General features: G+C 72.8%; 18 protein-coding genes, 1 tRNA gene and 1 pseudogene. 12 read left to right on the top strand and 8 right to left on the bottom strand.

The genetic code is table 11. The features are described from left to right. Nucleotides 1-60: 60 nt before the first annotated feature. Nucleotides 61-423: pseudogene (locus ACWPXV_RS06170) on the bottom strand (phosphatase domain-containing protein); the annotation flags it as partial. Between the two features lie 554 nt (nucleotides 424-977). Continuing rightward, nucleotides 978-1,211 carry a DUF6458 family protein gene (locus tag ACWPXV_RS06165; RefSeq protein WP_454084404.1) on the bottom strand — a complete coding sequence of 78 codons (234 nt, stop codon included), beginning with the start codon at nucleotides 1,209-1,211 and terminating at the stop codon, nucleotides 978-980. A gap of 148 nt (nucleotides 1,212-1,359) precedes the next feature. On the opposite strand from ACWPXV_RS06165, the gene ACWPXV_RS06160 reads away from it, so the two are divergent. Next, entirely contained in the window at nucleotides 1,360-5,868 is a 4,509-nt protein-coding gene (locus ACWPXV_RS06160) for a lamin tail domain-containing protein (RefSeq protein ID WP_454084403.1), read from the top strand. A gap of 78 nt (nucleotides 5,869-5,946) precedes the next feature. Here the strand turns inward: ACWPXV_RS06160 and pgm are convergent, their stop codons facing one another. After that, on the bottom strand, nucleotides 5,947-7,626 hold the full coding sequence (gene pgm / locus ACWPXV_RS06155; RefSeq protein ID WP_454084402.1) for a phosphoglucomutase (alpha-D-glucose-1,6-bisphosphate-dependent): 1,680 nt from the start codon (nucleotides 7,624-7,626) through the stop codon (nucleotides 5,947-5,949). A 95-nt stretch (nucleotides 7,627-7,721) separates the two neighbouring features. On the opposite strand from pgm, the gene ACWPXV_RS06150 reads away from it, so the two are divergent. Genes ACWPXV_RS06150 through ACWPXV_RS06140 form a run of 3 tightly spaced genes read left to right on the top strand, consistent with a single transcriptional unit; the run spans nucleotide 7,722 to nucleotide 9,809 of the window. After that, entirely contained in the window at nucleotides 7,722-8,072 is a 351-nt protein-coding gene (locus tag ACWPXV_RS06150; RefSeq protein ID WP_454084401.1) for a rhodanese-like domain-containing protein, read from the top strand. Between the two features lie 21 nt (nucleotides 8,073-8,093). Beyond that, nucleotides 8,094-8,960, top strand: coding sequence for a DUF5926 family protein (locus ACWPXV_RS06145; RefSeq protein WP_454084400.1), 867 nt, complete (start codon nucleotides 8,094-8,096; stop codon nucleotides 8,958-8,960). A 54-nt stretch (nucleotides 8,961-9,014) separates the two neighbouring features. Beyond that, nucleotides 9,015-9,809, top strand: coding sequence for a glycosyltransferase family 2 protein (locus ACWPXV_RS06140; RefSeq protein ID WP_454084399.1), 795 nt, complete (start codon nucleotides 9,015-9,017; stop codon nucleotides 9,807-9,809). Here ACWPXV_RS06140 and ACWPXV_RS06135 read toward each other — a convergent pair. Beyond that, nucleotides 9,785-12,151 (bottom strand): hypothetical protein, encoded by a 2,367-nt coding sequence (locus tag ACWPXV_RS06135; RefSeq protein ID WP_454084398.1) that lies wholly within the window; start codon nucleotides 12,149-12,151, stop codon nucleotides 9,785-9,787. The genes ACWPXV_RS06140 and ACWPXV_RS06135 overlap by 25 nt on opposite strands. An 88-nt stretch (nucleotides 12,152-12,239) precedes the next feature. On the opposite strand from ACWPXV_RS06135, the gene pheA reads away from it, so the two are divergent. Together pheA and ACWPXV_RS06125 are read left to right on the top strand one after the other, a co-directional pair. After that, a complete protein-coding gene (gene pheA, locus ACWPXV_RS06130; protein WP_454084397.1) occupies nucleotides 12,240-13,190 on the top strand; it encodes a prephenate dehydratase in 951 nt (316 codons plus the stop codon). Between the two features lie 100 nt (nucleotides 13,191-13,290). Further along, entirely contained in the window at nucleotides 13,291-14,496 is a 1,206-nt protein-coding gene (locus ACWPXV_RS06125; RefSeq protein WP_454084396.1) for a diacylglycerol/lipid kinase family protein, read from the top strand. Nucleotides 14,497-14,585: 89 nt separating this feature from the next. On the opposite strand, the gene ACWPXV_RS06120 is transcribed toward ACWPXV_RS06125, so the two are convergent. Continuing rightward, nucleotides 14,586-15,158 (bottom strand): 1-acyl-sn-glycerol-3-phosphate acyltransferase, encoded by a 573-nt coding sequence (locus ACWPXV_RS06120; protein WP_454084395.1) that lies wholly within the window; start codon nucleotides 15,156-15,158, stop codon nucleotides 14,586-14,588. A 67-nt stretch (nucleotides 15,159-15,225) separates the two neighbouring features. On the opposite strand from ACWPXV_RS06120, the gene serS reads away from it, so the two are divergent. From serS to ACWPXV_RS06095, 5 genes are all read left to right on the top strand, one after another. Then, nucleotides 15,226-16,491 carry a serine--tRNA ligase gene (serS, locus tag ACWPXV_RS06115; protein ID WP_454084394.1) on the top strand — a complete coding sequence of 422 codons (1,266 nt, stop codon included), beginning with the start codon at nucleotides 15,226-15,228 and terminating at the stop codon, nucleotides 16,489-16,491. Further along, nucleotides 16,488-17,342, top strand: coding sequence for an HAD family hydrolase (locus tag ACWPXV_RS06110; protein WP_454084393.1), 855 nt, complete (start codon nucleotides 16,488-16,490; stop codon nucleotides 17,340-17,342). The genes serS and ACWPXV_RS06110 overlap by 4 nt, the downstream gene beginning before the upstream one ends. A gap of 141 nt (nucleotides 17,343-17,483) precedes the next feature. Then, nucleotides 17,484-18,842, top strand: coding sequence for an ABC transporter substrate-binding protein (locus tag ACWPXV_RS06105; protein WP_454084528.1), 1,359 nt, complete (start codon nucleotides 17,484-17,486; stop codon nucleotides 18,840-18,842). Nucleotides 18,843-18,946: 104 nt separating this feature from the next. Continuing rightward, nucleotides 18,947-19,900, top strand: coding sequence for a carbohydrate ABC transporter permease (locus ACWPXV_RS06100; protein WP_454084527.1), 954 nt, complete (start codon nucleotides 18,947-18,949; stop codon nucleotides 19,898-19,900). Next, nucleotides 19,897-20,844, top strand: coding sequence for a carbohydrate ABC transporter permease (locus ACWPXV_RS06095; RefSeq protein WP_454084392.1), 948 nt, complete (start codon nucleotides 19,897-19,899; stop codon nucleotides 20,842-20,844). The genes ACWPXV_RS06100 and ACWPXV_RS06095 overlap by 4 nt, the downstream gene beginning before the upstream one ends. A gap of 148 nt (nucleotides 20,845-20,992) precedes the next feature. On the opposite strand, the gene ACWPXV_RS06090 is transcribed toward ACWPXV_RS06095, so the two are convergent. Next, nucleotides 20,993-21,964 carry an NAD(P)H-quinone oxidoreductase gene (locus ACWPXV_RS06090; RefSeq protein ID WP_454084391.1) on the bottom strand — a complete coding sequence of 324 codons (972 nt, stop codon included), beginning with the start codon at nucleotides 21,962-21,964 and terminating at the stop codon, nucleotides 20,993-20,995. A 76-nt stretch (nucleotides 21,965-22,040) separates the two neighbouring features. Here ACWPXV_RS06090 and ACWPXV_RS06085 point away from each other — a divergent pair. Then, nucleotides 22,041-22,128, top strand: a tRNA-Ser gene (locus ACWPXV_RS06085). Between the two features lie 91 nt (nucleotides 22,129-22,219). On the opposite strand, the gene ACWPXV_RS06080 is transcribed toward ACWPXV_RS06085, so the two are convergent. Then, the gene (locus tag ACWPXV_RS06080) at nucleotides 22,220-22,804 is read right to left on the bottom strand and encodes a PepSY domain-containing protein (protein WP_454084390.1); all 585 of its coding nucleotides are present in this window, start codon (nucleotides 22,802-22,804) and stop codon (nucleotides 22,220-22,222) included. Between the two features lie 44 nt (nucleotides 22,805-22,848). Then, nucleotides 22,849-23,028 (bottom strand): hypothetical protein, encoded by a 180-nt coding sequence (locus ACWPXV_RS06075; protein WP_454084389.1) that lies wholly within the window; start codon nucleotides 23,026-23,028, stop codon nucleotides 22,849-22,851. Nucleotides 23,029-23,092: the final 64 nt, after the last annotated feature.

The following is a 23,092-nucleotide window of genomic DNA, read 5'->3' as shown; positions in this document are numbered from 1 at the left end:
CTGGCGGATGGCGACGGCGGTGACGCGGTCGGGGTGCTCGCGCGCGAGCTCGGCGTAGATCTCCGGGTCGTGCTGCCCGTCGTCGCCCACGAGCAGCCAGCTCACCTCGGGGAAGTCGATGAGCAGGCGCCGCAGCGTCGTGCGCTTGTGCTCCTGCCCGCTGCGGAACCAGCCGGTGTTCGTCGGCCCCCAGTCGGTCATGAGCATCGGCCCGGCGGGCAGGTCGCTGCGGCGGAAGAAGCGCTCGAGGGCGGGCACGACGTTCCACGCGCCGGTCGACAGGTAGAGCACCGGCGCACCGGGCCGGGCCGCCTGCACGTGCTGGAAGAGCTCGGCCATCCCGGGCACCGGCTGGCGGGTGCTCGTGTGCCGGACGAAGGTGTTCCACGCGGCGACAAGCGGCCGCGGCACGCGGGTGACCATGACGGTGTCGTCGATGTCGCTGATGACACCGAAGCGGGTCTCGGCACCGATGACGAGCACCCGTGCCGTCGTCGGCCGGGCGCCGCGGGCGCGCACGGTGATGTCGTGCCACCCCGGCGGCAGGCCGTGGTCGGGGACGAGGAGGTCGAGGTAGCCGCCGCGGTCCACCCGCGCGGCGTGCTGGCGGCCGGCGATCTCGACGACGACCGGCAGGTGCGACACGGGCGTGGTGAGGAAGGAGCGCCACCCGCGCTCGGCCTCCTGCGCCTCGGCGAGCTCGGGCTCGGTGGCACCGACGTCGGCCGCCGCGACGTCGCCGTCGTCCTCCTTGAGGAGCACGCGGGCGAGGACCCGCAGGCGCTCGGGCGTGCCGTAGCCGGTGTAGGTGATGGTCGTGGGGCGCCACCCCCGTCGTCGCAGGTAGGGCAGGAGGCGGCGGTTGAGTCCGTCCTCCAGGGAGGCGGCGAGGGAGGGGCGAGCCATGTGCTCGACCGTAGGGGAGCGTGCCGCGGCCCGCGCCCCGAGAGAGGGGACGCGGGCCGCGTGGAGGTGGCTCAGCGCACCGGCGGCGGGGGGTTGCCGATGTCCCGTCGCTCGACGTACTCGGTGTGGCTGCTGTTGCGACGCTGGCGCTGCATGGCGAAGGCGAGCACGAGGGCGAGCACGCCCACCGCCATGAGGATGTAGCCGATGATCTGGATGTTGAAGACCTCCCACGTGTCCGGGCTCAGCCCGAAGGCAAGGACCGCGCCGACCACGATGAGGAAGATCCCTCCGCCGATTCCCATGACCCATCCTTTCGTTGAGGTGCCCCGAGTCTGGCGGGACGGCACTGCTCCCGCACGTCGAACCGTCCGGACGCCTTCCGTTCACCGGTGGGTCACCCACCTCTCCTACGGTCGGCCTGCCCCTGTCGATACGAGGAAGCCGAGGCCCATGAGAGCCCACCACACCCGCCGCGCGGCCGTCGCGACGACGGCGCTCGCCGCGCTGACGCTCGGGACGCTCGTCGCGCCCGTCGTCGCGGCACCCGCTGCCACCTGGCCGCTCGTCGTCACGGAGATCGTGCCCAACCCGGACAGCTACGACCACTTCGAGTACGTCGAGGTCACCAACCCCACCGACGCCGACGTCACCATCGGGGAGGGGGGCTACACCTTCTCCTACGCCTTCGAGGACAACGCCGACGGCGGCAACAACGTGCCGCTCGAGGTGCCGGCCGGGACGGTCGTGCCCGCCGGCGGCACGGTCGTCCTCTGGCTCTCCTACGAGAGCGAGGACGGCAACGTCAACTCCTTCGCCTACGACGAGGACGACTTCCGCGCCTTCTGGGCCGAGCGCGGCGGCTCGGCCGAGGCCTACGACGTCGTGCGCATGACCGGCCAGCCGGGCCTGGCCAACGGGGGCAACCGCGGGATCCGCATCACCGGGGCCGACGGCGAGGTCGTCGGGTGGTCCTTCTACCCGTCGGGCTCCGCGGGCATCGACCTGGGCGCGCACTTCCGGGTGCCGGTCGACGCGGCGACGCGTTCGATGGACCTCCTCGCCGGCCCTGCTCCGGCGTCGCCCGGCGTGGTCGACCCCGCCCAGCTCGAGGACCGCGGTGGCGAGGAGCCTGAGCAGCCCGAGGAGCCCGAGGAGCCGACCGAGTCGATCCCCGCGCTGCCGGCAGACTCCCGCGTCGGCAACATCATGCTCACCGAGCTCGTCGTCGACTCCACGAACGTCGGCTCGAGCGACGGCTACGAGTACATCGAGGTCTACAACACGACGACGGAGCCGATCGACTTCTCCGACTACCACGTCCGCTACCAGTACCCCGACAGCGGCAGCTCCGCGCTGTGGCCGGCGGAGCCCGCGGACGCCATCGTCCCGCCGGGCGAGGCCGTCGTCATCTGGGTGAAGAACGGCGCCAACGACGACCTCACCCGGGCTGACTTCAACGCCTTCTGGAGCACCGAGGTCCCTGAGGCGCGAATTCTCGAGGCCCACGTCGGGGGCATGGCCAACGGCAGCGCCCGCGGCATGGAGATCATGACCGCGACCGGGGTCACGGTCAGCGAGGGCTTCTACAACATGGGCGGCGTCCGCGACGTCGTCACCGACCAGGGCCTGGCCTACGCCGCCGACGCCGAGAACTTCTCGCAGCAGACCCTCCTCGGGTCCCGCCCCGCGAGCCCGGGCTCCGTGGACGCGGACCAGGTCCCGGCAGAGCTCACCGCGATGACGCCGGACACGGTGGCGCCGCAGGTCGCCGACACCACGCCGGACACCGTCAACCCCGCGCAGGACTTCACCGTCTCCGCGACGATCACCGACGACACGCTCGTCCGTAGCGTCACGCTGCAGCTGCGCTCGGACATCGACGCGGAGTTCACCGACCACAGCCTCCTCGTCGCGGAGGGCGACACCTACGCGCACACCGTCGGCGCCGTCGACCTCACCGGCAAGAAGTACTACGAGTACCGGTTCGTCGCCTCGGACGGCACGAACGAGACGGTCGGCGACGTTGTGCGCGTGGACGTCGAGGGTGCGTCGACCGGCCCGGTCCGCCTCAGCGTCAAGGACGGTGACGTGGTGTCCGGCACCATGACGGTCTCCGCCGCCGGCGACAGCTACCCCGCCGGTCTCACCCTGTCGGTCGACGGCGAGGCCCGCACCCCGACCACCGCCCAGCTCGAGCACTCGCCCGTCTTCGCCGTCGACGTCACGGCCACGGACGACCGCTTCCGCAACGCCGTCGTCATGCCGGGCGAGGGCGAGACGCTCGACCAGCAGTGCAAGTCCGGGCGGGTGCTGACGATCTTCGAGCGCGGCACCTACGCCGACGTCGAGACGGTCACCGCGGACGTCCCGCTCACGGACGTCGTCCAGGGTGAGGAGCTCACCGTCATCGTGTCGGCCGGCACCAAGGCCTGGCCGTGCGAGGACGACAACGAGAACAACGACGACTACACCATCAGCTCGCCGCGCCTCATCCTGCCGGACGGGCGCACGCTCGCCCCGGCCGGCTACGCCGGCGGCAACATCCCCATGGGGGACACCAACGACAGCAAGTACGACAACTACCCCGCGGTGTTCACCATCCCCGACGACGCCTACGTCGCCGAGGGCTACGCCTGGGACACGACCGACGTGGCGGACGGCCCGCACACCGTCAGCGCGACCGACGGTGAGTCCGCCGCGTCTGCCGACGTCGTCGTCGACAACACCGCCCCCGAGGTGACGCCCGCGCTCACGGCCGACACCCGCACCGAGGACCGGCTCCAGGGCGGGATCGTCCTCGACGCCGAGGTCACGGACGCGACCACCGAGGTCGTCGACGTCGTCGCTACGCTCGACGGCGCGGCGGTCGAGCTGCCGCACGAGACGTCGTCGACCGACCTCGCCGCCGGGGAGCACACCCTCGTCGTCACGGCGACCGACGCCGCCGGGAACGTCGCGGAGGTCGGCGAGACCTTCACGACGCCGGAGGAGGACCCGACGGTCGACCTCCTCTCCCCCCTGGACGGTGCCGAGGTCAGTGGCCCCGAGGTGGAGCTCGTCGCCCAGGTCGCCGACGAGGCGGGCGACGCGCTCGACGTCGTCTTCCGCGAGGCCTACAGCTACGACGCCTCCGACGCCGCCGTCACGGTCACCTCCGGTGAGACCCGTGACGCGCTCGCGGCGGAGCGTGAGGGCGTGGAGCCGGACGAGGAGCAGCGGGCGGCTCTGCGTGCCGTCGACGGGCAGTCGGTGGACGTCAGCAGCACCGACGCCCTGCCGTACCAGACCTTCGACGTCGCAGTGCCGGCCGGTTCCGGTGAGGGCGCGTCGGTCCGGGTGACGTGGGACGGCTCCGCCAACGCGTCGGCCAAGGTCCTCCTCCACGTGTGGAACACGGCCGACGAGGCGTGGGAGGAGGTCGACCGGCACGTCACGACGGAGGCCGAGGAGTTCACGCTTGCGGCCGACGTCCCGACGGCCGACCACCTCGTCGACGGCACCGCGCGCTTCCTCGTCCAGCACTCCGAGGGCTGGGCGGGGGAGAACCTCAGCGACCGCGACACCGTCGTGGAGCCCGCGCACCCGCAGGACACCCCGCGCAGCGAGTACGACTTCACCCTCGCCTGGGAGTCGGACACGCAGTACTACAACGAGGAGTTCTACGAGCACCAGCTGGGCATCCACAACTACCTGCTGGAGCAGCGCGAGGGCGTCAACCTCCAGTACCTGTTCCACACCGGCGACATCGTCGACGACTTCGACCAGCCCTACCAGTGGGCCAACGCCGACCCGGCCTACCAGCTGCTCGACGACGCCGGCCTGCCGTACGGCGTGCTGGCGGGGAACCACGACGTCGGCAACTTCGACAGCGACTGGACGGAGTACGGCCGGTTCTTCGGCGAGGCCCGGTTCGCGGACAACCCCTGGTACGGCGGCTCGTACGAGAACAACCGGGGCCACTACGACCTCTTCACGGCCGGCGGCATCGACTTCATCGTCGTGTCGATGGGCTGGGACCCGGGCGACGAGGAGATCGCGTGGATGAACGAGGTGCTCGCCGAGTACCCCGAGCGCGTCGGGATCATCAACCTCCACGAGTACCTCCTCACGACCGGTGGGCTCGGACCGATCCCGCAGCAGATCCAGGACGAGGTCGTGGCGACCAACCCGAACGTCTCGATGGTCATGTCGGGGCACTACCACGACGCGTACACGCGGTACGACTCCTTCGACGACGACGGTGACGGCGTCGACGACCGGACCGTCACGCAGATGCTCTTCGACTACCAGGGCCTGGCCGAGGGGGGCCTCGGTTTCCTCCGGCTCCTCCAGTTCGACAACGAGGACGAGGAGATCCGCGTGCGGACCTACTCGCCGTCGCTCGAGGTCTACAACTCCGACCACGAGTCCCTCGAGCTGGAGAACCAGGACTTCGTCATCAGCTACGAGACGGCGGGCATCGTCAGCCGCGTCAAGGAGCTGCGCACCGACGCGTTCGGCGCCGAGGTCCTCACCGACACGGAGATCACCCCCGGCTCGGAGCGGGCGATCGCCAAGCTCGCCGACGTCCCGAGCGGCGCCGTCGTCACGGCGTCGTGGGTGCCGGCCGACGGGACGCACTCCTGGTACGTCACGGCGACGGACGCCCACGGTGGCGAGGCCGACTCCGAGGTCCGTTCCGTCACCTTCACCCAGGTGCCGGACGACTCGGACGGCGACGACACCCCCGGTGGCGGCGGGCCGAGTGACGGCTCCGACGACGACGGGTCCGGAAGCGGCTCTGGTGACGACGGCTCCGGTGACGATGGGTCGGGCAACGGCGCGTCCACCGGCGGCTCCGGCGGCTCCGGCGGGGGCAGGCTGCCCTCGACCGGTGCTCCCGTGGCCGTCGCGGCACTGGCCGTGCTCCTCCTGCTGGGCGCCGGAGCGGCGACCAGGCGGCTGGGCGCGCGCGCCTGAGGACGACGAAGGCCCGGACCCGTGTGGGGTCCGGGCCTTCGTGCACCCGGCAGGATGCTCAGACCGTGACGGTGGTCCTCACCCGAGGGCGTCGTCGACGACGGTCTTCGCCTCGGCCTGCACCTGGGCGAGGTGCTCCTCGCCGCGGAAGGACTCGGCGTAGATCTTGTAGACGTCCTCGGTGCCCGAGGGGCGGGCGGCGAACCACGCGTGCTCGGTGGTGACCTTGAGCCCGCCGATCGGCTCGTCGTTGCCGGGCGCGCGGACGAGCCGCGCGGTGATCGGGTCGCCGGCGAGCGTCGTCGCGGTGACGGCGTCGGGGCTCAGCGCCCCGAGCTTCGCCTTCTGCTCGCGGCTGGCCGGGGCGTCGATGCGGGCGTACGCGGAGGCGCCGAAGCGCTCGACCTGCTCCTCGTGGAGCTGGCTCGGGCTGCGGCCGGTGACCGCGAGGATCTCCGAGGCGAGCAGCCCGAGGATGATGCCGTCCTTGTCGGTGGTCCACACCGAGCCGTCGTGGCGCAGGAAGGACGCACCGGCCGACTCCTCGCCGCCGAAACCGACCGAGGAGTCGAGCAGGCCGGGCACGAAGTACTTGAAGCCCACCGGCACCTCGAGCAGGCGCCGTCGCAGCCCGGCCGCCACCCGGTCGATGAGCGCGGAGGAGACGAGGGTCTTGCCCACGGCAGCGGCCTCGGGCCAGCCCGGCCGGTGGGCGAAGAGGTACTCGATGGCGACGGCGAGGAAGTGGTTGGGGTTCATCAGCCCGCCGTCGGGCGTGACGATGCCGTGCCGGTCGGAGTCGGCGTCGTTCCCGGTGGCGATGTCGTAGGGGGCCGGTCCGCCGTCCTCGGGGCGCATGACCCGCAGCAGCGAGGCCATCGCCGACGGCGAGGAGCAGTCCATGCGGATCTTGCCGTCCCAGTCGAGGGTCATGAACGACCACCGCGGGTCGACCGTCGGGTTGACGACGGTGAGGTCGAGCCCGTAGCGCTCGCCGATCGCGCCCCAGTACTCGACGGCGGCGCCACCGAGGGGGTCCGCGCCGATGCGCACGCCGGCACCGGCGATGGCCTCGAGGTCGACGACGTTGGCGAGGTCGTCGACGTACGCCGCGAGGAAGTCGTGGCGCCGGGTGGTCTCCGCGGCCAGCGCCCGCTCCACGGGGATGCGGGGGACGGCGGCGACGCCGGAGCGGAGGATCTCGTTGGCGCGCGCGGCGATCCACGAGGTCGCGTCGGAGCCGGCCGGCCCGCCGTGCGGCGGGTTGTACTTGAAGCCGCCGTCGCGGGGCGGGTTGTGGGAGGGGGTGACGACGATGCCGTCCGCGCGGCCCGGGCCCTCGACGCGGACGCCGGCGGCGGTGCCGGCCCCGTTGGCGAGGAGGATCGCGTGGGAGACGGCGGGAGTGGGGGTGAAGGGGTCGCGGGCGTCGACCCGCAGCTCGACCCCGGCGGCGGCGAGGACCTCGACGGCGGTGCGCCAGGCGGGCTCGGACAGCGCGTGGGTGTCGCGGCCGATGAAGAGGGGGCCGTCGGTGCCCTGCGCGCGGCGGTACTCGACGATGGCCGCCGTCGTCGCGACGATGTGGGCCTCGGTGAAGGCGGAGTCCAGGCTCGAGCCGCGGTGGCCGGAAGTCCCGAAGGCCACCTGCTGGGACGGGTCGTCCATGTCGGGCGTGCGGTCGTAGTACGCGGAGACGACCGCGTCGACGTCGATGAGGTCCTCGGGCAGGGCGGGGGTTCCGGCGCGCTCGTGCATGCCCCGATCCTGCCACCCCGCCCGCACCCCGGCCCACCGATCAGCGCTCCCTTCGCCGAGCGCCCAGTACCCGCGGGCGAGCTACCGTGGATCGCATGGACGACCTCGACCAGCCCAGTGACCTCACCGTCGGCGACCTCGACCCCGCCGCGCCCGTCCCGGCCGGGCACGCGGTCCTCGACGTGCGCGAGCAGAACGAGTGGGACGCCGGGCACATCCCCGGCGCGGTCCACATCCCGCTCGGCGAGCTGCCCGACCGCCTCGATGACCTGCCCGAGGAGGACCTTCTCGTCGTGTGCCGCTCCGGCGGCCGCTCGATGCGCGCCACCGCGTGGCTCAACCACTCCGGCTTCACCGCCCGCAACCTCGACGGCGGCATGCATGCCTGGGGCGGGGCGGGCCTGCCGATGACCGCCGACGAGGGCCGTGACCCGTACGTCCTGTAGTCACCGATAGGCTTGGTGACCATGGGTAAGAAGAGCCGTAAGCGCCAGTCCGAGAGCCCCCGCCCGAAGCGGGCGGAGGTGCCCTTCGTCGAGCGTCCCTTCGAGGGCCTGCCGGGGGAGACGGACTGGGTCGCGATGCGCGAGGTCGTCCCCTCGGCGACCGCCACCGTCCGCACGACGGCGGAGTACGGCTCCCGTGAGGTCGTCGTCGCCACCATGCTCCCCGAGCTGTGGCCGGCGCTGCACCGCGAGGACGGCACCGTCCTCGTCGGCCTGCAGACCGCCGCGAAGTCCGGGGACGCGAGCCGCGACGTCGCCGCCGCGCTCCTCCTCGCCCTCGACGCCGAGCCCGGCGCGCCGGTCCTCAACCTCGGCATCCTCGAGCCGGGCCCGCGCCTGCAGGACGTCCTCGACCTCACCGTCCCCTTCGAGCCGGTGATCCACGACGACTTCGCGTTCTGGCTCGCCGCCGACCAGGAGCGCGACGCGGAGGTCACCGCCGCCATCGAGCAGTCCAGCGAGGGCATCGTCCCGACCGTCAAGGTCGACGGCGTCGAGTCCGCGTACTGGTGCCGCATGGGCCGGGAGTTCCTGCGCTGGGCACGCCCCGAGCCGCAGGAGGACGTCCTGGACGCCTTCGCCCGTCTCCACGCCCGCCGCGAGTCCGAGCTGGAGGAGGGCGCCCGCTTCGTCGGGGCCTTCCGCACCAGCGGGATCCTCGTGCCGGTGTGGGAGCTGGTGCCCGGCACCGAGGCCGACGAGCTCGCCGGTCCGTGCGCCGAGTTCGAGAAGCGTCTGGAGGCGGCGCTCGCGGAGACGGGCCCGCTCGACGCCGACGCCCGGCGCGCTCGCGCGGGGATCGTCTCCCGCCAGGTCACGCTGCGCTGACGGCCCTGTGCCGTGAACCTGCACGAAGGCCCTGACCGCCACTACGCTCGAGGGGTGAACCGGCGCCCCAGCCCCCAGCGGGTCGCCGTCGTGATCCCGGCCAAGGACGAGGGCGAGCGGATCGCGGCGACCGTCAGGGCCGCACGTGCCATCCCGCACGTCGACCTCGTCGTCGTCGTCGACGACGGCTCCACCGACGCGACCCAGCACATCGCCCGGGCCGCGGGCGCCGTCGTCGTACGCCACTCCGTCAACCGGGGCAAGGCCTCGGCGATGGAGACCGGTGCTTCCGTCGTCGCCATGCGCGACGCCCCGGACGGTCCGCGCCGGCTCCTCCTGTTCATCGACGCCGACCTCGGGGAGACCGCCGTCGGGGTCGCCCCGCTCGTGGACGCCGTGCTCGGCGGCACCGCCGACTGCGCCATCGCCGTCCTGCCGCCCCAGCCCGGTGCGGGCGGGCGCGGGATCGTCGTCGGCAAGGCCCGGCGCGCCATCGCAGGCGCGACCGGCTGGCTGCCCACCCAGCCGCTGTCCGGCCAGCGCTGCCTCACCCGCGAGGCCTTCGAGGCGGCCGTGCCGCTGGCCGCCGGGTGGGGCGTGGAGACCGGCATGACGATCGACCTGCTCGTCAAGGGCTTCACGCTCGTCGAGGTGCCCTGCGACCTGCAGCACCGTGCGAGCAGCAACGACCTCGGCGGCCAGCTCCACCGCGCCGCCCAGTACCGCGACGTCATGCTCGCCGCCGCGGTGCGCCGTGCCCGCGGCGTGCGGGTGGGCGCGCGCCAGCTCGGCGACCGCCCCACGCAGCAGGAGCCCGGCCGGCCCTACCGCGCCGTCGCCACCGGCTGAGCCGGCCTGGCCGCCCGCAGCCGCAGCAGCCAGCTCGCGACCACCCCGATGAGGAGCGGTACCGCGACCGAGATGCCGATCGCGGGGATGACGATGCCGGAGTCGTTGACCGCGAAGCCGATCCCCAGTGCGATCGCGACGGCGACGAGCGCCGGGCGCAGCATCCGCGCGTCCGCCTCGAGCCGCCGCAGCGAGGAGCCCTCCGCGAGCCACCCGTAGGCGGCGTGGTCGCCCCGCCGCGCAGCGCGGCGCAGCGGCTGGGTGAGGACGAGGATGACGAGCGCGATCCCGCCCGCGGCGAGGAAGGTGAGGGTGGAGCCGAAGAGGTTGGCGAGGTTCTGCCCGAGCTTGCGCAGGACGACGTCGAGGAGCCCGCCGTCGAGCACGGTCTCGACGAAGCGGCCCAGGTGGCTGCGCTCGGCGGGCGGGCGCAGCCAGTCGACGATCGAGAACGACAGGGCGACGACGGCGGCGACGCCGAGGACGAGCACCACCCGCCGCCACGTCAGCCGCACCCCCAGGGCCAGCAGCGCGAGGATGATGAAGGCCGGCAGCAGCGCCGGCGGGCCGCCGAAGTCCGCGCCGATGCCCGGCGCCCCGTTGAGGACCGTCGCGCCGAGCCCGACGGCGCCGACGACGAGCGCTGCCGCCCGCCGTCGTCCGCGGCGCACGAGCGGCTCGGCGAGGCAGGCCGCGGTGAGGACCGTGCTCGTGGCCCACAGGGCGAAGGAGGAGTTGTTGATGCCGTAGAAGCGCCCGCCCACCTGCGGCTGGACGCCCATGAGCGCGGCAAGCTGGAGCCGGGCGCCGGTGATGACGTCGACGGCGAGGACGACGGCGGTGATGCCGGCGACGATCCCCACGGGCGCGAGGAGGCGGCGGCGCCAGGGCCGGGCCAGGGCGAGCCCGGCGACGAGCGCCGCGATGGCGAGCGTGGCGGTGTAGACGACGAGCCCGGGCGAGCCGGTGCGCCACCACGGCAGGAGGTTGGCGAGGTAGCTGGCGACGGGCACGGCGGCGACGGTGACGGCGGCTCCCCGTAGCGCCCTCAGCGCGGTGTCGGGGTCGACGGCCCGCGCGGCGCGGCCGATCCCGGCCCACCCGCTCGAGCGTCGCCGGCTCAGCCAGCGGCTCACGCGGTCGAGGACGCCGCGGTTGAGACCGACGGTGACGAGCGCGTAGAGCGCGAGGTTGACGAGCACGAGCCCGGAGAAGAAGGGCGCGGTCAGCGGGCGGACGGCCATCGCGTGCCGGTTCTCGTCGATGAGCGTGGCGATGCGGCCGGCGCCGGAGCCCTCGCCCGGGACGACCCGGACCGGCGCCCCGGCCAGGCCCGCGGGGGCCTCGACCGCGAGGCGGTCGAGGAGCGTGGGCAGGAGGTCGGTGGACTGGATCATGCCCGGCTGGCGGGTGGAGCGGCTCTCGAGCATCCCGGCCGCCTCGTCCTGCGCGGCGAGCGCGGCCACCTGCATGACCGGCGTGGTGCCGGAGTCCGCGAGGGAGGTGAGCAGGACGGTGGCGCCGGCGGGCAGGGCGTCCACGACGGCCGCGGCACGCGCCTCGACGACGGCCACCTGCTCGGTCCGGTCGAGCCCGGCCAGCGGCCAGTCGCTCGTCGCCTTCTCCGGGGCGTCGTCCTCGGGGCCGGAGAAGCGCCGGTCCGTGGCGGGCAGGAGCGGGTGGTCGCGGTCGCGGACGGCACCGAGGTCGACGACGAGCAGCCCGGCCTCGGGGGCGAGCCGCTCGACGAGGCCGCCGAGCCGGGCCGGGTCCTCCGGGCGGGGGACGTACTCGCCGACGACGGCGCCGGCCGGGTCGGCGAGCGCGATCGCGGCGCCGGGCCCCACGCCGGCCGCGGCCACGTCGGCACCGGAGAGGAGCTCGCCCAGGGTGCCGGGGCGGGCGTCGTAGGAGGCGTCCGCGGCGGCGGCGAGGTAGTCCGACCAGCCGGGGACCGCGCCGTCGGCCGCGTCCTCGAGGCGGCGGCAGACGCCGGTGGTGGCGGCGGGCAGGTCGGCGGCACGGCGGCCGGCGGAGATGGCGAGCCAGCCGTCGGCCGGACAGGTGCTCGAGCGCACGGAGCGGACCACCGAGTTCGCGACGCCGCCGTCCTCCGCGAGCGCCCACAGCCGCGGGGTGGCGAGGGCAGACAGGTCCTCCCAGCGCAGCCCGCCCGTGCCGAGGAGGACGACGGGTGCGCCGGCCGACGGGGCCGGGGCGGTGTCGTCGTCCTCCGTGGCGGCGAAGGCGGTGCCGGCGACGGGGAGGACAAGTGCTGCGATGAGTGCCACCGCGAGCAGGAGCAGGCCTACGCGCGTGACGATGTTCCGACGACGCCTCACCCCGGCAGCCTACGTGGCGGCCCCGACGCCGACCGCTGGCTAGGCTGCCCCGGTGCGCACGGCGCGCACCGACGCAAGAGGAGAGCCGATGTCCGAGCAGCAGCTGGCCCGCTACACCTACCTCGGTCCCGAGGGGACTTTCACCGAGGCGGCGCTGCGGGCCTTCGTCGGCACCGAGCACGTGCGCACCGACCCCTCCACCGACGTCGTCTCCGCGCTCGACGCCGTCCGCGGCGGCCGCGCCGACTTCGCCGTCGTGCCGATGGAGAACTCCGTCGAGGGCGGGGTCAACGTCACCCTCGACACGCTCGCGTCCTCGCCCGAGCCGCTCGTCATCGTGGGGGAGGTCGTCGTCCCGGTCGCCTTCGTCCTCGCCGTCGTGCCCGGCACCACGCTCGACCAGGTGCGCCGGGTCTCGACCCACCCGCACGCGTGGGCGCAGTGCCGCGGCTGGGTGGGCCGCGAGCTCGACGGCGCCGTGCACGTCCCGGCGACGTCCACCGCCGCGGCCGCCGCGCTCCTCGCCGACATGGGCCGTGAGGCCGGTTTCGACGCCGCGCTGTGCTCGGCGCTGTCGGCCGAGCGCTACGGCCTGGAGGCGCTCGCCGAGGGCGTGGCGGACAACCCGCACGCGGTGACGCGCTTCGTCGTCGTCTCCCGGCCCGGCGCTCTGCCCGAGCCGACCGGCGCGGACAAGACGACGCTCATGGCCCACCTGCCCGACAACGAGGCCGGTGCGCTGCTCGACATGCTCGAGCAGTTCGCGGTGCGGGGGGTCAACCTCTCCCGCATCGAGTCGCGACCGATCGGGGACTCCCTGGGCCGGTACTCCTTCTCGATGGACCTCGAGGGGCACGTCGCGGAGGAGCGGGTCGCGGCCGCGCTCATCGGCCTGCACCGGGTGTGCCCGCTCGTGCGCTTCATGGGCTCCTACCCGCGGTGGGACCGGGTGGCCCCGCACGTGGCCCCCGGCACCCACGACGCCGACTTCGTCGCCGCCCGCGCCTGGGTCGAGCGCGTCCGCACCGGCCAGGTGTAGCGCCCCACAGCCCCGCCCCGCCTACGGTCGCGCCCGCCGGGAGTGCCGGATCACTTCCGGCCGGGGCGCGGTGGGTCGGGCTGACCACTACCGTCGGCACGTGGGCTGGGAGCAGTGGGTCGCCGTCATCGCACTCGTCGTCGCCGTCGCCGGCCTCGTCGTAGGGCTCGCTGTGTGGCGCGCGCTGCAGCGCCGCACCCCCTCCTTCGCGCACGACGACCCCCCAGCGCCGGAGCCCGAGGCGCCGACCGGACCACCCGCCGTCGTCTTCAACCCCTCCAAGGGTGCCGACGGCGCGCGGCTCCGTGCGCTCATCACCGAGGTCGCCGCGGAGTCGGGGCTGCCTGAGCCGCTGTGGCTGGAGACGACCGTCGAGGACCCGGGCGGCGGCCAGGTGCGCACCGCCCTCGAACAGGGCGCGTCCGTCGTCATCGCCGCCGGCGGCGACGGGACCGTCCGCGCCGTGGCCCAGGGCCTGGCCGGTACGGGCACCCCGATGGGCATCCTGCCCATGGGTACCGGCAACCTCCTCGCCCGCAACCTCGACCTCCCGCTCAGCGGCCACCGCGACATGGCGGTCGCGGCGCTCACCGGACGCAACCGGTCGATGGACCTCGGCTGGCTCCGCCTGGAGAAGCCGCCCGCGGCCACTCAGCCGGAGGACGACGTCTACCGCGGCGAGCCCGGCCGCACCGAGGTCGCGCCCACGCCCTCGGACGACAGCACGGCGCCGGAGGTCAAGGCGGGTGAGGTGCCCGGTGCTGAGCTCGAGAAGGAGCACGTCTTCCTCGTCATCGGCGGGATGGGCTTCGACGCCGCGATGGTCGGCGGCGCCGACGACGAGCTCAAGGCCCGGATCGGCTGGATCGCCTACTTCGTGGGCGGCGCCAAACACCTGCTCGGCCGCAAGATGCGCGCCACCCTCGAGCTGGGCGACTCCTCGCAGACCTCCACCTTCCAGGCGCGGACCGTGCTGATCGCCAACTGCGGTCGTCTGCCTGGCGGCGTGGTCCTCTTCCCCGACGCCCAGCTCGACGACGGCTGGCTCGACGTCGCGGCCATCGACACGCGCGGCGGGATCATCGGCTGGGCCGACCTGCTGCGCAAGGTCGTGCTCCAGGGAGTGGGCGTGCGACGCGACCCGCTGCCCTACAGCACCGGCAGCATCGACTTCCGGCGGGCGCAGACCCTGACGATCCGCACGGAGGAGCCGGAGTCCGTCCAGGTCGACGGCGACCTCCTCGGCGAGGCCGCCGTCGTCCACGCCCGGGTCGAGCCCGGCGGCCTGATCGTGCGCACCGCCTGAGAGGTGCTCGCGGCCGCGAGTGCGGCGAGTAACAAGTCAGCTGTCGGCGGTACTGGGCGCTGGCGGCCCAGGGGCGACGGCGGTGGGGGCTACTCCTCCTCGGCGTGGAGGCGCGGGAGGCGCTCCGGGCCGCCCCGGACGCCGACCTTGCCGGCGTAGAAGGCGCGAACCTTGTCCATGTCGGCGCGAACGTCACCGGTCATCGTGAGGGTCGGGCCGAGACCGGCGGTCATGGAGCGGCGGTCGACGTAGCCGAGGGTGACGGTCATGCCCGTGGCCCGGGCGATCCGGTAGAAGCCGGACTTCCAGTACGGAGTCGCCGAGCGGGAGCCCTCGGGGGTGATGACGAGGTAGGTCGGCCCGGTGCGCACCTGCGCGACGAGCTCCTCCACGAGCCCGCTCGGGTCCTCGCGCTGGACCGGGATGCCGCCCAGCGCCCGCATGAGCGGGCCAAAAGGCCGCTTGAACAGGCTGTTCTTGCCGAGCCAGCGCACGTTGACGCCCCACTGCCACGAGAGCGCGAGCATGAGGACGAAGTCCCAGTTGGACGTGTGCGGGGCACCGAGGAGGATCCCGCGCCCCTCGGCGGGCGGCTGGGTCGGGTCCGGGGACCAGCGGCTCAGGCGCCAGTAGGCGCGGGCCAGGGCGCGGCGGAGTCTCACGGAGCCGACCCTAGTGGCACCCGTGCCCGCGTGTGAGGCGGGCAGCCACCCCGGATAGGCTCGGGACGTGATCGATCTCAGAGCCATGCGCGAGCAGCCCGACGTCGTCCGTGCCAGCCAGCGTGCCCGCGGTGAGGACCCGGGCCTGGTCGACCGTGCCATCGAGGCCGACGAGCGCCGCCGCTCCGCGCTCACCGCCTTCGAGCAGCTGCGCTCGGAGCAGAAGGAGGTCAGCCGCTCCGTCGGCAAGGCTGCCCCTGAGGAGCGCCCCGCCGTCCTCGCCCGCGCCAAGGAGCTCGCCGAGCGCGTCAAGACCGCCGAGCGGGACGCCGCCGCTGCCGCCGAGGAGGCGTCGAGCGTCACCTACCAGCTGTCCAACGTCGTCGTCGACGGCGTGCCCCCGGGCGGGGAGGACGACTTCGTCGTGCTCCGCACCGAGGGGCAGCGCCGCGAGCTCGAGCAGGTCCGCGACCACCTCGAGCTCGGCGAGGGCCTCGCGGCCATCGACGTCAAGCGCGGCGCGAAGGTCTCCGGTGCGCGCTTCTACTACCTCACCGGTGTCGGCGCCCGCCTCGAGCTGGCGCTCCTCAACGCCGCCATGGACCAGGCGATCGCCGCCGGCTTCACCCCGATGATCACGCCCACGCTCGTCTCCCCCCAGGTGATGAGCGGGACCGGCTTCCTCGGCGAGCACGCCGACGAGATCTACCACCTGCCCGCCGACGACCTCTACCTCACCGGCACCTCCGAGGTGGCGCTCGCCGGCTACCACGCCGACGAGATCCTCGACCTGTCCGCCGGCCCCATGCGCTACGCCGGCTGGTCCACCTGCTACCGCCGCGAGGCCGGGTCCTACGGCAAGGACACCCGCGGCATCATCCGCGTCCACCAGTTCAACAAGGTGGAGATGTTCAGCTACACCACCGCCGATGACGCCCAGGACGAGCACGCCCGCCTCCTCGCCTGGGAGGAGGAGATGCTCGCCAAGGTCGAGCTGCCCTACCGCGTCATCGACGTCGCCGCCGGTGACCTCGGCTCCTCCGCCGCCCGCAAGTTCGACTGCGAGGCGTGGCTGCCCAGCCAGGAGCGCTACATGGAGGTCACCTCCACGTCGAACTGCACGACGTTCCAGGCCCGCCGCCTCGGCATCCGCCACCGCGGGGCCAACGGCACCGAGCCGGTCGCCACCCTCAACGGCACCCTGGCCACCACCCGCTGGCTCGTCGCGATCCTCGAGAACCACCAGCTCCCGGACGGCTCCGTCCGCGTGCCCGCCGGGCTGCAGCCCTACCTCGGCGGCCTCGAGGTCCTCTCGCCGGTGGCACCGCGATGACACTCACCGTCGACGCCGTCCGCGACCACCTGCCCGCCGCCCTCCCGGCGGCCGGGCCGGACCTCCTCGTCGCGCTCGACATCGACGGCACGCTCATCGACCACGAGGAGCGGATGACGACGGCGGTGCGCCAGACCGTCGGCCGCCTGCGGGACGCGGGGGCCCGGGTGGTCCTCTCGACGGGCCGCTCGGTCTCCGCCGTCGTGCCCATCCTCGAGGAGCTCGAGCTGCGCGAGGGCTGGGCGGTGTGCTCCAACGGCGCCGTCTGCCTGCGCCTGGACCCGGCCCTCGACGGCGGCTACGAGATCAGCGACGTCGTCACCTTCGACCCCCAGCCGGCGCTGCGCCTGCTGCGCGAGGAGCTGCCCGACGGCCTCTTCGCCGTCGAGGACCTGGGCCGCGGCTTCAAGGTCACCGCCCCCTTCCCCATGGGGGAGCTGAGCGGGGAGATGACCGTCGTCGACTTCGAGGAGCTGTGTGCCGCTCCGGCGAGCCGCGTGACGCTGCGCGCGCCGCACCTGTCGGCCGCGGACTTCCACGCGCTCGTCGAGCGCGTCGGCCTGCACGGCGTCTCCTACGCCGTCGGGTGGACCGCCTGGCTCGACCTCGCCCCGGACGGCGTGACGAAGGCATCCGCGCTGGACATGCTGCGCGAGCGCATGGGCGTGGCACCGGGCGCCACGGTCGCGGTGGGCGACGGGCGCAACGACGTCGAGATGCTCCGCTGGGCGGGGCTCGGCGTCGCGATGGGTGGCGCGGACGAGGTGACCCGCGCGGCCGCGGACCTCGTCACCGCACCCGTCGAGGACGACGGCGTGGTGCCCGTTCTGTCCGCCCTCCTGCGTGCGTGACCAGATCGTGACCTCGCCTAGACCCTGAAATCCTTGCAGGAAGGCGACATCCGCGCTTGATTGGGTGCGCGCACGCATGTGCGCCAGTCCAACGATGGTGTGGAGGAGATCGATGAGGATTCGTAAGCAGCGACGTGCCGGATCGCTCGCGGCTGGGCCGCAGCGCTGGCACTTGTCCTGGCCGCCTGTGGCGGCGCTGACGACCTCGGCGGCGGGGGCGGCGGGGGCGGCGGTGGGGACGATGAAGCGACCACCGAGGCCGACTGCGCCGACTTCGAGGAGTACGGCACCTTCGAGGGTGAGACGGTCACCTTCTTCACCTCGATCCGTGAGGTCGAGGCCGACCAGCTCCAGGACTCCTTCGAGCAGTTCACGGAGTGCACGGGCATCGAGATCACCCACAACGGCTCGGGCGAGTTCGAGCAGCAGCTCGTCGTCCAGGCCGAGGGTGGCAACGCGCCGGACCTCGCCGCGATCCCGCAGCCGGGCCTGCTCGCGCGCATGGTCGCCGACGGCCACGTCCTGGCGGCGCCGGACGCCGTCGAGGCCAAGGTGGACGAGGGCTGGACCGAGGACTGGAAGGCCTTCGGCACGGTCGACGGCGAGTTCTACGCGGCTCCGCTGATGTCGAACGTCAAGTCCTTCGTCTGGTACTCCCCGACGGCGTTCGAGGAGAACGGCTACGAGGTCCCCACCACCTGGGACGAGCTCATGGCCCTCACCGAGCAGATCGCCACGGACCACGGCTCGGACACCGTCAAGCCGTGGTGCGCGGGCATCGAGTCCGGCGGCGCGACCGGCTGGCCGGCCACCGACTGGATCGAGGACATGGTCCTGCGCACCGGCGGCGGCGACGTCTACGACCAGTGGGTCAACCACGAGATCCCCTTCAACGACCCGGAGATCGCCGAGGCGGTCGACCTGGCCGGCGCGATCCTCAAGGACGACAACTACGTCAACGGTGGCATCGGCGACTCGCGCTCCATCGCGACGACGTCGTTCAACGACGGCGGCCTGCCGATCACCGAGGGCAACTGCTTCCTGCACCGCCAGGCGAACTTCTACGAGGCGCAGTGGCCCGAGGGCACGGACGTGAGCGAGAACGGCGACGTTTTCGCCTTCTACCTGCCGAGCATCGAGGAGAGCGAGACCCCCGTGCTCGTCGCCGGTGAGTTCGTGGCCGCGTTCAACGACCGTGAGGCAACGCAGGCCGCGCAGGCCTTCCTCGCCTCCGACACGTGGGCCAACACCCGCGTCGAGATCGGTGGCGTCATCAGCGCGAACCTCGGCGTCGACCCCGCCGTCGCGTCCTCCGACGTGCTGCGCCAGTCCATCGAGATCCTCCAGGACCCCAACGCGGTCGCTCGCTTCGACGCCTCGGACCTCATGCCGTCCGAGGTGGGCGCCGGTGCCTTCTGGACCGGGATGGTCGACTGGATCAACGGCAACGAGACGGCGACGGTGCTTGACGGCATCGAGGCCGCCTGGCCGGCCGGCTGACTCTAGAACAGGGGGGCGGGGGCCCGGCGCTGCCGGGTCCCCGCCCCGCTCGTTGACGGGAGCTGATCACCGTGGACTTCTTCCTCTACTCCAAGTTCGGCCAGATGATCCTGGCCGTCGTCGCCTTCCTCGCCGTCATCGCCGTCCTCCTGATCCTCGCGCGCGTGGCCGACCGGTTCGCCGGTCGCTCGCGCACCTGGTGGATGGTGCTGTTCTTCGGCGGCCCCGCGCTGCTGCTGCTCGGCGTCGGGCTCATCTACCCGGCCATCCGGACCACGATCATGTCCTTCATGGACCGGACGAGCGAGAACCCGGTCGGCTTCGCCAACTACGAGTGGGTCTTCACCAACCCCGACTCGCTGCAGGCCTTCATCAACACCTTCTGGTGGGTGGTCCTCGTGCCGACCGTCGCCACCGGCGTCGGGCTGCTCTACGCGATCATCATCGACCAGTCACGCTTCGAGAAGGTCGCCAAGACGCTGCTGTTCATGCCGATGGCGATCTCCTTCGTCGGCGCCGGCATCATCTGGAAGTTCGTCTACGAGTACCGCGGCGCCGCGCAGGAGCAGATCGGTCTGCTCAACGCGATCATCGTGGGCCTCGGCTTCGAGCCGCTGCGCTTCCTCCAGGACTCCCCGTGGAACACCTTCTTCCTCATCGCGGTGATGATCTGGATCCAGGCCGGATTCGCGATGGTGCTCCTCTCCGCGGCGATCAAGGCGATCCCCGGTGACATCGTCGAGGCGGCGCGCCTGGACGGCGTGAGCGCCTGGCAGATGTTCCGCAGCATCACGGTGCCGAGCGTGCGGCCCACGCTCGTCGTCGTCGTCACGACGATCACCATCGCGACGCTCAAGATCTTCGACATCCCGCGGACGATGACGGGTGCCCGCTTCGACACCCAGGTGCTGGCGAACATGATGTACGACCAGTCCTTCACCTTCGGCAACGCGGGGACGGGCTCGGCTCTCGCCGTCGTCATCTTCGTCCTCGTCATCCCCATCGTCGTCTTCAACGTCCGACAGATGATCAAGAACCGGGAGGTACGGGGAGCATGAGCGTCACACCTGCCAACCCGGCGATCACCGAGCCGGGACCCACCCGCTCGCTGCCGGACCCCATGTCGGGGCAGCCGGCCTCCAGCCGCGCCAAGGCGATGCTCACCTCCCGGGTGGGGTCCGTCGTCGCCATCGTCATCGCCCTGCTGTGGACGGTGCCGATCATCGGCATGCTCGTCAGCTCGGTGCGGCCCGAGGCGGAGATCCGCAGCTCGGGGTGGTGGACCTTCTTCACCAACCCGAGCTTCACGATGGAGAACTACCAGGAGGTGCTGTTCGGGCGGGCGTCCTCCGGCGCGCTGTCGGGGTTCTTCGTCAACTCGGTGGTCATCACCGTGCCGGCGACGGTCATCCCGCTCGTCGTCGCGACCATGGCCGCCTACGCCTTCGCGGTCCTCCAGTGGCGCGGGCGCGACACGGTCTTCATCGCCGTCTTCGCGCTGCAGATCGTCCCGCTGCAGATGGCGCTCATCCCGCTGCTGCGGATCTTCTCCGGCTCGGCGGCCGGGGAGATGTTCCCCTACCTGGCCGTGTGGTTCGCCCACGCGTGCTTCGCGATGCCGCTGGCCACCTTCCTGCTCCACAACTTCATGTCGGAGATCCCGCGCGAGCTCATCGAGGCGGCGCGGGTGGACGGCGCGGGGCACGTCACGGTGTTCCTGCGGGTCATGCTGCCGCTGCTGGTGCCGGCGATCGCGAGCTTCGCGATCTTCCAGTTCCTGTGGGTGTGGAACGACCTCCTCGTCGGTCTCACCTTCACCGGCGGCAACAACGCCGTCCAGCCGCTGACCGCGCGGCTGGCGGAGATGGCCGGCTCGCGTGGCCAGGACTGGCACCTGCTCACCGCGGGCGCCTTCGTCTCGATCGTCGTGCCGATCATCGTGTTCCTCGCCCTGCAGAAGTACTTCGTCCGGGGCCTCCTCGCAGGCTCCGTCAAGGGGTAACGAGCGGAACAACTCAGCTGTCGGCGCCCCCCCCATTCGCGCCGACAGCTGAGTTGTTCCCGCCGTCGGCGCCCCCCTTTCGCGCCGACAGCTGAGTTGTTCCCGACGCCGGCGCGCCCCACCCGCGCCGACAGCCGGATTCCGCCCGTCAGGTACCGGTGACGAGCAGGAGCTTGCCGAAAACCTCGCCCGAGTCGAGCAGCTCGTGCGCCCGCTCCGCCTCCGCGAGCGGCAGCCGCTCGTGGACGACGGCGCGGAGCCGGCCGTCGTCGAGCATCGGCCACACCCGCTCGCGGACCGCCGTCACGATGGCGGCCTTCTCCCCGAGCGGCCGGGCGCGCAGGGTGGTGCCGTGGACGCTCGCGCGCTTGCGCATGAGCGTCATGAGGTCGACCTCGCCACGGGTGCCGCGCTGCGTGCCGATGACCACGAGGCGCCCACCGGTGGCGAGCATGGCGATGTTGTCGGCGAGCCCGCCCGCGCCGAGGACGTCGAGGATGACGTCGGCGCCGGTGCCGCCGGTGGCCTCCGCCACCGCCGCGGGGACGTCACCGTGGTAGTCGATGGCGACGTCGGCGCCCAGCTCCGCGCACCGTGCGGCCCGCTCCGGCCCGCCCGCCGTCGTGAGGACGCGCGCGCCGAGGGCGCGGCTGAGCTGGATGGCCGCGGATCCGACGCCGCCGGAGCCGCCGTGGATGAGGACCGTCTGGCCGGCGCGCAGGCCGCCGACGTCCACGAGGTTGGACCAGGCGGTGCACACGGCCTCGGGCAGGGCGGCGGCGTCGACGAGGTCCATGCCCGCCGGTGCGGGCAGCAGCTGCCCGGCCGGCACAGCGACCCGCTCGGCGTAGCCGCCGCCGGCGAGCAGCGCGCAGACGCGGTCGCCCACCTGCCAGCCGGCCACGCCCTCACCGAGCTCGCGCACGGTCCCGGAGACCTCGAGCCCGATGATGTCGCTGGCCCCGGGCGGCGGCGGGTAGTGGCCGGCCCGCTGGAGCACGTCGGCGCGGTTGAGCCCGGCAGCAGCGACGTCGAGGACCACCTCGCCGTGGCCCGGTGAGGGGTCGGGCACCTCGGTGAGCTCGAGACGGGAGTCGGGGGAGACAGTGATGGCGCGCATGCCTCTTGCCTACCGCAATCTGGTTCCCCGCGCTGCGTAGACTGGTCGCGCCGTGGCGCCGAGAGGCCCGCGGCAGGGAGGGCTGACAGAGCGGCCGAATGTGACGGTCTTGAAAACCGTTGTGGAGTGACCCTCCACCGTGGGTTCGAATCCCACGCCCTCCGCCGGCGCCCCGCTTGCCGCGCACTTTCCGATCACCGGTCGCCCCTTCTGGCACCCTCCGCGGACCCGAAGGTGCGACGCAATGTCAGGGCGTCAGAGCACCTCGCCCGTCGTCGCGTCGACGCGGACCTCGGTCGTCACGCCGTCGGTCGACAGGAGCTCGACGTCCCACACGACGGTCCCCAGGTGCTCGTTGAGGTCGACCTCCTCGACGGCCGCGCTCCTCTCGGTGGCGGCGGTGATCGCGGCCTCGGAGGCGGAGATCGACGCCGCGTCCAGCCGCTGCCGGTCCTCGTCGTCGAGCGACTCACGCTCGCCCTCGTGGACGACCTCGTTGCCGTCGGCGGACACGTGCACCTCGACGTCCTCGTCCCCGACGGCGACCGACACCTCCCACAGCTCCTCGCCGTCATCGTCGCTGCGGTCCACCGCGAAGGCCTGCCCGCCGAGCTCCTCGGCGGCGGTGCTCAGCGCGTTGGCGGCGCCGTCCTCACCGGGGACGGGTTCGGGCGACTCGTCCTCGCCGGGGGAGAAGTCCGGGTTGTCGGGCTCGCGGTCGGTGACGATGCCCTCGCTCGTCGTGCCGTCGTCGGCCGGTGGGTCGTCGTCGCTCGTGCAGCCGACGACGAAACCCGTCGTCAGAGCGAGAATTGCGGACACACGCACCGATCGCCTCATGCCCTCCAGCGTCCCAGCGTGGCCGGAGGGTCGCACCCGGAGGGTCAGCGTCTGTCGGTGGTCAACCAGGAGCGCAGCGCGAGGTAGAGAACCAGGGCGACGACGAGCACGACGACGAGCCGCACGAGGAACCACACCGCGCTGAACAGCACGCCCACCAGCCACCACGCGAGCACGACGGCCGCGATGACGAGGAGGATCGTCAGGAGGCCGTTGCGTCGCATGACGAAAGTCTCGCACGCGGCCAGGTGGCCGTGGGGCGGACGACCCGTGGCGCCGTCGTCGTGG

Source organism: Georgenia sp. Marseille-Q6866 (genome assembly GCF_965111665.1).
Note: the sequence above shows the minus strand (reverse complement) of the source record. Positions and strands in the feature narration are given on the sequence as shown.